This window comes from Sediminibacterium ginsengisoli (assembly GCF_900167075.1).
In the GTDB taxonomy this organism is placed as follows: Bacteria; Bacteroidota; Bacteroidia; order Chitinophagales; family Chitinophagaceae; genus Sediminibacterium; species Sediminibacterium ginsengisoli.
On record NZ_FUWH01000012.1, the window covers coordinates 1 to 12,418 of the forward strand.

9 protein-coding genes are annotated in these 12,418 nt (G+C 46.5%); 2 read left to right on the forward strand and 7 right to left on the reverse strand.

The window, feature by feature from the left end; genetic code table 11:
- On the reverse strand, nt 1-234 hold a 234-nt coding region (locus B5D42_RS18020; protein WP_217698843.1), incomplete at its 3' end, for a hypothetical protein.
- A 625-nt stretch (nt 235-859) separates the two neighbouring features.
- On the opposite strand from B5D42_RS18020, the gene B5D42_RS15855 reads away from it, so the two are divergent.
- Nucleotides 860-1,996, forward strand: coding sequence for a transglutaminase domain-containing protein (locus B5D42_RS15855; RefSeq protein ID WP_078832516.1), 1,137 nt, complete (start codon nt 860-862; stop codon nt 1,994-1,996).
- A gap of 272 nt (nt 1,997-2,268) precedes the next feature.
- Here B5D42_RS15855 and B5D42_RS15860 read toward each other — a convergent pair whose 3' ends face one another.
- On the reverse strand, nt 2,269-3,048 hold the full coding sequence (locus B5D42_RS15860) for a hypothetical protein (RefSeq protein ID WP_078832517.1): 780 nt from the start codon (nt 3,046-3,048) through the stop codon (nt 2,269-2,271).
- Between the two features lie 112 nt (nt 3,049-3,160).
- Here B5D42_RS15860 and B5D42_RS15865 point away from each other — a divergent pair, with 112 nt between their 5' ends.
- Nucleotides 3,161-3,697 (forward strand): winged helix-turn-helix domain-containing protein, encoded by a 537-nt coding sequence (locus B5D42_RS15865; protein ID WP_176113042.1) that lies wholly within the window; start codon nt 3,161-3,163, stop codon nt 3,695-3,697.
- Nucleotides 3,698-3,714: 17 nt separating this feature from the next.
- Here the strand turns inward: B5D42_RS15865 and B5D42_RS15870 are convergent, their stop codons facing one another.
- From B5D42_RS15870 to B5D42_RS15890, 5 genes are all read right to left on the reverse strand, one after another.
- Entirely contained in the window at nt 3,715-6,120 is a 2,406-nt protein-coding gene (locus B5D42_RS15870) for an outer membrane beta-barrel protein (protein WP_078832519.1), read from the reverse strand.
- A 303-nt stretch (nt 6,121-6,423) separates the two neighbouring features.
- Nucleotides 6,424-7,797 carry an oxygen-independent coproporphyrinogen III oxidase gene (gene hemN, locus B5D42_RS15875; RefSeq protein WP_078832520.1) on the reverse strand — a complete coding sequence of 458 codons (1,374 nt, stop codon included), beginning with the start codon at nt 7,795-7,797 and terminating at the stop codon, nt 6,424-6,426.
- Between the two features lie 85 nt (nt 7,798-7,882).
- Nucleotides 7,883-8,719 (reverse strand): DUF6597 domain-containing transcriptional factor, encoded by an 837-nt coding sequence (locus B5D42_RS15880; protein WP_078832521.1) that lies wholly within the window; start codon nt 8,717-8,719, stop codon nt 7,883-7,885.
- 144 nt (nt 8,720-8,863) lie between these two features.
- Nucleotides 8,864-9,703 (reverse strand): zinc metalloprotease, encoded by an 840-nt coding sequence (locus B5D42_RS15885; protein WP_176113043.1) that lies wholly within the window; start codon nt 9,701-9,703, stop codon nt 8,864-8,866.
- Nucleotides 9,704-9,911: 208 nt separating this feature from the next.
- Nucleotides 9,912-12,299 carry an ABC transporter permease gene (locus B5D42_RS15890; RefSeq protein WP_078832523.1) on the reverse strand — a complete coding sequence of 796 codons (2,388 nt, stop codon included), beginning with the start codon at nt 12,297-12,299 and terminating at the stop codon, nt 9,912-9,914.
- Nucleotides 12,300-12,418 lie beyond the last annotated feature (119 nt).

The following is a 12,418-nucleotide window of genomic DNA, read 5'->3' on the forward strand; positions in this document are numbered from 1 at the left end:
AGCGGGATTGATATCCGATAGCCGCTTACTGATTGAATTATAGCGGATGCTTTTCTTTTGGAAATTTTGATTGATTGAAGCAAACAATAATGTTTCGTAGGCCGACTCCATCGTTCTGAGGCTATTGTCCTTATGACTAATCAAACAGTGAAGTAACAATTTGAAAATAACCTCGGCCTGTAACTTCTTCGAAAAGATATCAACTTCCGTCTCTGCAGCCAGCTCTACCAGCATATCCGAAGGAATTAACGACAAAACTTTATCAAGGAACATTCTTCCTTAACGTCTTTTACGCAATTTATTGTCTAATAGCAATAATTTATCTTTCGAACACCTGTGGTCAGGCGACCAACAGCGGCATCTACGGCTATGATCGCCCAGGCAAACCATTCAGAAGAATTGCATTACTCTGCCAGTAAAATCGTTACGATCAACTGACAACCAAAAGACCCTACCAGTCTTTGCAGAGGCGCCTCTTTGGCTTCGGTGCCCAGCGAAGCGCAGGCAATCAAAATGATGCGCAGCACAGTTTGATAGAAGCCAAAGCAGCGCCGGCGCAAAGACGAGGCCCAGCGGCCTGAGCGACACAGATGATAGCACCTACTTGAAGGTTGGAATTTATACGCAGTTCCAGAAATGGCAGATGCGCTGCGCTGAGTCCCCTTCGGGAGACATCAGCGAGAGACGATGACCGGAAGCCGTAAATTTACATAGACCTGCAAAACTGAACATAGTATTCAGGCCAGACCCGGCAATCAACAGCCAATAACTTTATAAAATCAAGCCTCCATTCCTGTAACATTCCCACATCCTTTGCGTTCTATTTTAATTACTGCTTATTAAAATACCGCAACCAGCTATGAAAAGGATCATACTCCTGTTAACCGCTTTCTGTTTTTACCAGACCTCATCTTTCGCTCAAAAAGGAATTCCTGTTATTAAAGCCGGCAGCAAGCAGGTCGATATCCGTCAGGATGGTGAAGTGACCAAAAATGCCTGGTCCATTGTTCCCGAAGAAAAGCTGGATGTATTTACCACTTCCGCCAGATACGTTACATTTTATACCGACATTGATTCCATCAGCTATACGGTAGATCCTAAAGTAGGCACCTATGATTTTATCATTTTGCTGAATGGAAAAGATTCTGCCCGTACCCGGATCAAATACCAGCCATCCAGGCTCGAGATGCTCAAAGGTGCGGAAGCTTACAACTATGACGACAAACGATTCATTCCCGAATTCTCTTATCAGTCGCAGGACAATCCCAACCTGGTCAGGATCCGGAAAGAGCTGAACCTGGATTCCATAGCCGGCAAGGGCGGTGAATTATCGAGGATCTTCAACCTGCTGCATTGGGTTCACCTGCTGGTGAAACATGATGGGAACAGCAATAACCCCACACTTAAAAATGCCATTGACCTTATCAAGGTTTGCAAGGCCGAAAACCGCGGCGTAAACTGCCGTATGCTGGCTACCATTCTTAACGAGTGTTACCTGGCTATGGGTATCCAGTCGCGCTACATCACCTGCATGCCCAAAGAAACCAAATTCGACGACTGTCATGTGATCAATATGGTGTACAGTAAAGACCTGAACAAATGGATCTGGATAGATCCCACTTTCGATGCGTATGTAATGGACAATCAGGGCAACCTGCTCGGCATCCAGGAGGTTCGCGAAAGACTGATCAAAGGCTTGCCGCTGGTGCTGAACGCCGATGCCAACTGGAACCGTGAAACACTGCAATCGAAAAAAGGTTACCTGGAAAACTATATGGCTAAAAACCTTTACCGCCTGCAGACGCCATTGATCAGCGAATATGATACTGAGACCTGGAAAAGCGGCAAGGAAGTGACCTATGTTGAACTCTTACCGCTCGATGGTATTGAACAGGCTCCGCAAAAACTGGAGCAGACCAATAACCAGACAGGGGTTAAGTTCACTTATTATAAAACCAATAACCCCGCGCTTTTCTGGACGAAGCCGGTGAAATAATCCTGTTTTATTAGTCCTGCATATGTTGATCGCCATCCGGTTGTTGGTTGCGTGACATAAGGTTCAGTGGCCTGAGCGACATAGAGCCCTCCCGCTTGAAGGCTGAAATCAATTTATAAACAGCTTTAGAAATAGCAGGCGCGTGCTTCGCTGAGTCCCCTCCGGGAGACCTCAGCGAAGACCAAAATCGGTACGGTTAACTACAGAATTGAAACCTCCCAAACAGTTAAGGTTAATCACAGCATTGTATTAGAAAATGCAAACTATTTGTTTCAGATAATATCAAACACCCATCCGCTTCTGTTCGCCTGCCAGTAATCAAGCAGGACCTTCAGCAGTGCAGCGTTATTCTCCATCGCAGCAAAACAATCATTGCGCACAGACGCCACGTATTGTTCCGCAGAAGGCAAAAGATGCTTGTTGCGTTTTTCCGCTTCGCGGATATATTGCCTGAACTGGTTCACAAAAGCTGCGGGCTTGCCGTTTGCATCGTAATAATTCTCAAAAATAGCTTCAAAGCAAAATGCTTCCGCCAGGGTCATGTTCTTTTTGAATCCTGCGTTTCTGACCCCGTTCAGGTTGATGCAGATAAAAGAACGAACCGATGAATCCGCATTCATTCCATCACAATAAAAGAACCGGGCGGCTACCTGCATGAGTTCGGTTCGGGTAAATGCCGTACGATCAAACCGGGTTTTCAGAAACGGGGCTGCTAATGCTGAAAAAGATGACATAAAAACCGCATCTTTTTTTAATTCAGCCGCGTACAAACGATTGATCCGGTTAGTATCCGGGTAAAACTTTTCATATTTATTCTGGAAATCCGTTCTGGAAAGCAGGTAACGGAAACGGCGCGGGTACCTGGCTATGGCCCGGCCCAACGGATCCGTTACACCAGGCCGGATCTCGGGTGAAACCCCGAGATATTGCTCGCCGGCTTCATGGTACATACGCATATCAAGCCGGAAATAAGCCGCCGGATCAGGCTGACCGCAACCGGTTATGATGGTTCCGGTATACAGTAATACTAAAAAGCTGATTCTTTTGATCATATGATTGTTTTGTCCAAAACTATTGCTGCACAAAGCCAGATCACATATGGAATAGCTTTGGAAAAGGTTGGGAAAACCTTTGTATTCGTTAATTATGCTGTATTTTTCATGTATGAGATTCAACCGGCGATTCGAGATAGATGTTAACAGGAACCAGGTCACCGACCTGCAGCTGAACCGTGAAATAAAGCTTGAGCCCCGAGTTATGAAAGTGCTTCAATACCTGCTGGATAAAAAAGGTCAGGTGGTTACACGCGAAGAACTGGCAGAAACGATCTGGGATAATTACGGGGGCGCAGAAGATGCACTGACCCAGGCGATCTCGGTATTGAGAAAAACACTGGATGATGCCGGCAAGGAACTCATCCGAACCGTTCCCAAAAAAGGATATATCCTGGAAGAAACCATAACGGATTCCGGTGAGTTCACCTCAGAACAAACGGTACAGAAACAAAATCCGCGGCTTTACTGGGTTGCAGGACTGGTGATCCTTGCTATGCTGGCCGGGATTATTTATTCCAACCTGCGTTCACGCGCTTCAGGACATGACAATGCTGAGCCACAGGCGGATTCGCAGACCATCCAGCGCGAAAGGGAACAGAATCAATATTACGGATCTGAAAAGGATACTATACCACCGGCCCGCTAATCCGGAAAGGTTATCAGTTAATTACCAGGCACGGCATTGTACATTTCATTGTTCTCTTCCTTTTTCCGGATACCGAAATTATAACGGAAGTTGATCCCTACCCTTCTCGTATCTCCCATCCGCGAACCATTTGCGTTTACAGAGCCCTGTTTAATGGTGAAATCATTTTTGTTGGTATAGAAGATGTCATTCACACTCAGTGTTACAATCAGCTTATCCTTCATGAATTTCCTGTTGACACTCGCATGCAGCGCACCGAAAGAACCCAGTTCATAAAACTGCTGCTGCCCTTTCAACCGTAAAAATCCGTTAAGTGTTGCTACAGATTTCTTTCCAAGTTTCAGGGAATGATAAGTGAAGAATGTCCAGGTGCCTCGCTTGAAGGCAAGCGGTTTATTCTCATACAACCCCTGGTAATCATTATGATTATACTGGGCACCGGCCACAAAGAAATATTTCCCGCCGGGAGGTAATGCACCCATTGCACGGAAATACCATTCCTTGCTTTTACCAAGATTGTCATAGGTCCGGTAAGCCATACTCTGACTGGTGTCTGACTGGTAAACAACATTGGTAAAAATGTCTTTGGTATCGTTGAGACCTATTGCCAGTATCGGCTGTTCATTCACGCTGATATTGGCTTCATAGTTTCCTGTAAACTGCGGACGAAGGCCGGGATTTCCCGTTTCTGTCAGGTATTCATCCACATAACGTCTGAAAGGATTCAGCTGATCGTAAGACGGCCTGCTGATGCTCCTGCGGTAGATCAGGTATGCCCGCATGGGATAGCCGGCAATGGATACCAGGTTCTTGCTGAGGTATACAAACGGAAAAAGATCTGTACGGTGTATATTGAAGGATGTATCGCCGGGCACTACCTGTCGCCCCATCATATTTGTATTCTCCACACGCGTTCCGAACTTGATCACGAAATCTTTTCCCAGTGTCTGTGCGCCCTGTACATACAGCGAGTTGATCGCCTCATTGTAGCGGAAGGTATTGGTGCGCGAGGCATCTTTTATCCTGCTGCCTCCGGTTCCACGAAAATAGGCTGTAGCATTCTCATAGCCGTAGATGGCAGACTGAAGACCGGTTTCAAAAGTGAACCTGTTCCTCAGCTTCAGTTTCAGATCAGTACGTGCCCTGAAATAAGTACGGTGACTGTTCACATTACCATCACCTGCAGTTACAGTAGCAACCGGGAGGGTATAACTGGTAGAAAAAGCCTGGTCCGATTTTGTATCTGTACGTATCAGGAACAGACCATTGGTCCACTCTGAGCCGGTTGAATCAATTTTATATTTCGATTCAAGTCCTGCACTCACGGATAAGTTGTTCCCGTTATTATTTACAAGATTCAGACTGCTGCTGAGGTTTTGTGCAGTACTGATCTTGCTGATATCGTTCCTGTTCTCGGAACGGGTGCGGTTGTTGTTATAGTTCAGCGATGCATCGCCCGTGATCTGCCATTTTTTATTGAGTTCCACAGTAAGCTCGTACGAAGTGTATGCATTGTTGCCGGGGTAACGCGTAAATGCGTTTTGTTTCAGTACCGAATCCGGTGCAAAAAAACGATCCGTTACGATCTGGTCATAACTGTCGCGGCGGCCTGCATTCAACGTAAAGGAAGAAGAAGTTTTCCCGTTATTATTATTCAGCGTGAAGCCCAGGAACTGGTTGCCATATCTTCCCTGCTGCACACCGGCGGTTATGCTTCCCGTCATCCCGATCTTCACCCCTTTCTTTAATACAACATTCACGATACCACCACTTGCCGTTGCTTCATATTTTGCTGAGGGCGATCGTACGATCTCTATTTTGGCGATTGCATTCGGTGGCAGGTTTTTAAGTATTGTGGCAATATCGGCGGCACTCATACGCATATCACGGCCGTTGATCTGCACGGAAGCAGGCGTCATACTGCTGATATAAATATTTCCGTCCTGATCAACAAAAAGCCCCGGTGTTTTTTCAATGATCTCATAACCACTTGCGGAAGTGGCAGCGATCGGTTCGGGATCCATTACCGTTTTATCATCTTCCTGCCGCATCAGCGGCCTGCGCGATGTTGTTACGGTAACCGATTCCAGTGCTTTTACCGCAGATTCCATGTTAAGTGCAAGCCGGGTAGAGGTGCCGTTGAACGTGATGCCCTTGTTCAGCGGCAGGTAATTGACGGCAGAAACGGAGAACAGGTATTGCCCCGCAGCAAGTGCAAATGAAACATATCCGCTGCTATCCGCTGTTTTGCTCGCCACCAGCGAACTGTCGAACCGGTTTTTTACGATGATGGAAGCAAAAGGAACCGGTTCATTTGCCGGGCCGGTCACTTTGATCTGAATCTGCTGTGAGAATACGATGGTTGCAAACAGGCAACATAATGCCAGCAGCGATAGTTTGGTACAGGGTAAGTTGATAAGCATAGTTGGGAACATGAACGGGCCAGGCGTCTAAATGTTACAGCAGCCGTCATGTTTCGGCAATATAGGAGTGTTTCCGGGAAAATATTCTTATCTCTACGTTAAAAGCAATGGTTACACTGTCTATATATGTAAGGGTCAATTAAATATATTTGTTTCATGAGTCGGCACAGTTGATGCTGGCGCGTATATCTCTTAGGCAGATTTAGAATTGCGCTTTACACAAAACCAGGAGTGCTCTTCTATAAAACAAGCTATAAGTGCACCTTTTCGCGGTTCATTATGAAATTGCAAAGAACAGAATGGCTAAACCGCTTTGCTGAATGCCGGTGCTGCATTGGATGACAATGCACGCAAAAGATGCAGGTCAAACGCCCGGCATACATTCCTGATGAAATGCCGGCCCGTCTCTGTTAGTTTCACATTATCATCTTCCCAGTTGATCAACCCGTTGCGCTGCAATTCTGCCAGTTCCGGCAAAGTAAATTCTTCCATTGAGGCTTTATCTGCTTCCCGTAAAACTGTTTTACCACGGCAGCTGATATCCAGTATATATTGTTTGAATGATTTGTCTTCCTCATCCAGGAAGTAGCCTTTGGTCACCGGTAACCTGTCTGCCTCCAGCTGCCTGTAATAGTCCTGAAGATTTTTCTCATTCTGTGCATAGGCATTCCCCGTATCGCTGATAGCTGATACGCCCAGCCCGAGCAGCATGCCTGTCTGCTGTTCTGTGTAACCCATGAAATTCCTGTGCAGCCTGCCCTGCTCCCACGCTTCATAAAGTGCCTCGTCCGGAAGTGCAAAATGATCCATACCGATATCAGTATATCCATGTTGCACAAAACAGGCTTTAGCCGCCTGGTATAATTCCATTTTAAGTGAAGCCGGCGGCAGGTCATTTTCATCAAAGAGACGCTGGGCTTTGCTGGTCCAGGGCACGTGCGCATAGCTGTAAAAAGCAATGCGGTCAGGTGCCAGTGTAAGGCTCTGCTCCAGGGTTTGCTGCATCGATGCATGCGTTTGCAGCGGCAATCCGTAGATCAGGTCAAAATTCACGGAAGTATAACCGATCTCACGCGCATCTTCAACAGCGCGTTTTACATTTTCAAACGGTTGTATACGGTTGATCACACGTTGCACTTCCGGGTCAAGATCCTGCACACCATAACTCACGCGTCTGAATCCCAGGTTGTATAACTTTTGCAGGTGTTCCTTTGTGGTATTGTTGGGATGACCTTCAAAACTGAATGTATGTTCTTCATGAATGATCACATCATCCAGTATCGGGATGAGCAGCAATTCCAGGTTTTCAGGAGAAAAAAAAGTAGGTGTGCCGCCGCCGAGGTGGAGTTCGCGCAGTATCGGTTTTTCCGGCATCTGACTGCGGTAAAGCTGCCACTCTTTCAATACAGCCAATATATACCTGTCTTCCACATGATGCGAAACACTGATCTTTTTATTACAGCCGCAATAGGTACATAATGATTCACAGAAAGGCAGGTGAATATAAAGGCTGATGCCCTCCCGGCTGCCGGATTCTGTTAATCTTTCGTTTACAAGCGACTGCCACCGGTTAACATCCAATCCGTCCTGCCAGTGCGGAACGGTTGGATAACTGGTATAACGCGGAACAGGGATATTATAACGTTGCAACAGTGCTTCTGGTACGGCTGAATTCATACTGCAAAAATCCGTTGTAACTACGGTCCTGAATATGACGAGGATCAGCCCGGCAGCTGTTTTACAGCGGCATAACAAAGATTACTCAGATCAGACTACCCGGTTCGCCCAGGCCATGGATCTGCGCGCCGCTGGTGAGCATCGCCTGTGGAATCACGCCGGAAAATGTTTTGAACTCGCGGATCAGGTGCGCCTGGTCTGCATAACCCATTGTGTACGAAAGTCCGGCCCAGCCGCCCGCCCGGTCAAGTTGTTTGATAGAGCGGAAGGTATTTCTGAAACGGATGATGCGGCCGTAAGTCTTAGGGCTGATCCCGATCGTATTGCGGAAACTGCGCTGGAGCTGGCGCATGCTTACATAAACGGATTCACTTACCTGCTCAACAGAAATATCCCCTTTGGCCGAACGGATGAGTTTGGCAGCTTCCATGATATAGTTATGCTCCATCCTGCTTCTGCATAAATACGACCTGAGAAAACTTTCTGTAATGGCTACGAGTTCCTGCAGCTCCTCTACGCCTGTCAGCTTTTCTGCAAATTCATTTGCAGCATTACCGATGATATTTTCGAGCGGGGTGAAATCACTGAAGATCGTTGCTGCCGGGATATTGAAAAGAAGATGGAAGGTTTCCGGCTTCAGCCTGATGCCGAATTTGCGCGCATTGCCGGTGCAACGCCATAAGACCGGATCCTGGTAAACGCCGGCCAGGAAAATATGCGGCAACTTCTGCCATTCATGATTCACTGATACTTCACAACAACCATCATCCACCAGCACAAGAATTTCCAGCATGCCCAATGGCAGGCAGCGTTGTGCGGGCGACCGATCACCGGTACTACCGCCGAACGACTGGATCCAGTAACAGTCGATATAATCCTGCAGGTAAACAGATGGTTTTATTTCCCGGTAAGAAATATTCATGAGACGAAGATAAACGCCTGTAAAAAAATGCAGTCCGCTACTATATGGGGCTGGCTTAAACGCTTTATTGCCGGTGCTTTACAGGTAAGACCGGTAAAACTTCTACTGCATGACATCCGCTTTTCCCCCGGCAAAAGATAATTATTACCTGTTGCTTTCATAAAGCAGCCGCCTTGCGCCATTGGGCTCAAACAATGCCCGTACGCGCTTTTTCTGTCCGTTTGTGAACATACACATGACATCATCATCCACATAATCCATAAAATTCATGAACATATTGCTTACACCGCAATCCATGCTAGGATAAACCGGTTTACCCAGATGCGAAGTTCCTGTTGGCGGCGTATCATCTACAAAATCTGTTGCAGTGCAATCGTTGCCCTTGCCAAAAATATGATGCAGGTTCAGCCAGTGACCGATCTCATGCGTAGCCGTACGCCCCAGATGATGACCGTTTACCAACGGAGCCAATGTGCCGAATACACGCGGATCAATAACCACACCATCGATTCTTGCATCGCCGCCCGGATATTGTGCATGTCCGGGCAAAGCGAGATTACCATGACGATTAGACATTTCCACTACCCAGATGTTCAGATAACGGTCCCGCGGCCACGCATCCTGTCCACCCTTTGCCGTAAAAAACAATCGCTTGTCTTCAACAGGCAGTGTATTGGAAGGGTCACTGTCGGCAAGCCCGTCAAGTGTAGTACTGCGCCTCGTGATTCCCGAAGTGGGATTGCCATTCGGATCTCTTGTCGCTAATTCAAAGCTAATCCCCATATCGGCTTTCAGCCCGGCAAATTCTGCGGGTGTTTGCAGATGGTCAGGGTTCGTCATGCGGAAATCCTGGTTCAATACCGCTAACTGTGATATGATCTTCGCATCAGAAATATTGTATGCGGGATCACTATATAAAACATGCACTACAACAGGTATCCGGATAATCTCGTTAGCCGGAAGCGATGTTGCGGGACTGTTCATTTCTTTTTTACCACATGACGCCTGCATTGTTAACACAACTGCAAATATTATGTAACACAAAAATTTCCGCCTGTCTGTAATCATTTCTCGCATAAAAAGAAAACAAATTACCTATATCATACGATTCCGGGACGAATTGACTTTTTTTAAACCCGGACTGCCCGTATCGGCGATTCAACCGTCCTGATATTATGCACAGATTTTTTTGTTACTCGGTTTTAAGACTCTTGATCGGGTTGGCATTGGCCGCACGCAGCGACTGATAACTCACGGTAAGCAAAGTGATCAATATAGCTCCTGCGCCGGTAACAAGGAAGATCCACCAGGAAATGCTGACATGGTAATTGTAGTCTTTCAGCCAGTTATGCATCAGCCAGTAAGCGATCGGACCGGATATTACCAGTGCAATGAACACCAGTATGATGAAATCAGTAGACAACAACCGCCACAGATTGAATACAGACGCACCCAGTACTTTTCTTACCCCGATCTCTTTGGTGCGCCGCTCGGCCATAAAAGATGCCATGCCAAACAATCCCAGGCAACTGATGAAGATTGCAAGTCCCGCAAAAAATCCTGCCAGCTTGCCGACTCTTTCTTCGTTACCGAATTTCTTGTTGTATTCCTCGTCAATAAATTTATAGCTGAATGGTTGTGCCGGGTTATATTTTTTAAATACGCGTTCTATTGAGCTGATCGCATCTTTCGCGCTTTTTTGAGCATTCACTTTTAACAGTATTGTTCCGACCGATCCCGGTGCAAGTGAAAAAATTGACGGACGTGCCTGCTGATAAGGTGATTGAACCACCATATCTTTTGTCACACCAATAATTGTATAAGGCTCTCCGAACCACTGAATGGTTTCACCTACGGGTTTTGAAAGTCCCATGAAGCGTACTGCAGCTTCGTTAAGGATCACAGCTGATGAATCTGTAAGGAAAGACGGCGAAAAATCACGTCCTTCTTTAAATGTCGCGCCTATGGTTTTGCAATAATCGTACGATACGCTTGTTACTGCCATATCAACGCTGAGCGAGGGATCTTTTCCTTTCCATTCTACGCCACTGGTTGTTGACCAGTATTCCGTGGGCGGAGAACCGGCTTCGGCCATAGACACGATGGCGCCCGACTGCACCAGGTCTTCCCTGATGGCGTTGAAATGCTTATGTACATCTTCTGTGATCACATTCACGGCAACAAGTCCGTCGCGCTCGTAACCGATAGGCCTGTTCTTTGCAAAACGGATCTGCAGGAATACAATGATCGTTCCGATGATCAGTATTACAGATACGGTAAACTGCAGCACAACGAGAATTTTACGTGGCAGCATTGCCAGCGGACCTGTGCGCAATGTTCCTTTCAAAACCTTCACCGGCTTGAAAGAAGAAAGATAAAATGCAGGGTAACTGCCGGCGATGAGTCCTGTGAGCAACATAAAGCCCAGACACATAGCCCAGAAAAAAGGATTCAGCCACAATACAGCCATCTGCTTATCCGCTACCTGGTTAAAGAAAGGCAGGCTGAGATGTACCAGAACCACAGCAATCACAAATGCTACCAGAACAAAAAGCAGCGACTCGGTAAAGAACTGGTAAATGAGTTGTTTACGTAATGAACCGATCGCTTTCCTGATGCCCACTTCACGCGCCCTTTTTTCGGAACGTGCCGTGCTCAGGTTCATAAAATTGATACATGCCAGTAACAAAACAAACACACCGATAATCCCGAACAGCCATACATACTGGATACGGCCGCCTACATTCACACCGTTTCTGAAGTCGCTGTAAAGATGCCATCGATCCATCGGCATCAGGAACAGTTGCGGCTTTTTTTGAGCCAGCTGCTCGTTCACCTTACGCAGCTTTACATCTTTTATCTTCTCTGATACTTTGGCGAAATCTGCATGATCGCTGAGTTCCGCCAGGATCACAAACGCATTGGGACGCCATGGGTCATCAACTGTCTTCGCCCAGCTGTTATTGTAGAACAAGGTCCAGGATGCCATGAATGCAATTTCACGGTATGTTGTATTGGCGGGCAGGTCTTCATACACACCTGCAACTTTTACATTCAGGTTATTGTTATTGTCGAGCTGAATGGTTTTACCGAGCGGATCTTCATTAGCAAAATAAGCTTTGGCAACCGAGGCAGAGATCAGTACTGATGCAGGATCTGTGAGTGCATTGATATTTCCGCTGATCATTTTGAGCGATAATAACTCAGGTCCCTGCGGCTCGGTAAAAAAGCCGCGTTTCGTCAGTTTCTTATCGCCCACTGTAAGGATATGTTCGCCCGCGCCTCCTGTCAAAGCCAGGCGTTTGAAATCACTACCATATTGTTTTCGTAATTCATCGGCAAGCGGGTAAGGCACAGCCTGCCAGGTTTGTATCTCGCCGTTATTGGTAACGTGCTGCATTACCGAGGCAACCCGTTTGTGATTTTTATGATACGTATCAAAGGAAATCTCATCCCAGATCCATAACCCGATCAGTATGGCCACGGCCATACCAACGGAAAGTCCTGCGATATTGATAAATGAGTGCGCTTTGTTCTTGACAAAATTGCGCCAGGCAGTTTTAATATAGTTTTTGATCATGGGGCAGAGCATTGTTCCACTCTATGTAACGGAAATTCATGCCATGATATAACTTACTGTATATTAATTCGTTAGGAATAAAATTTTGCAATTAGTGTATCAGAACCGGACATTTTATG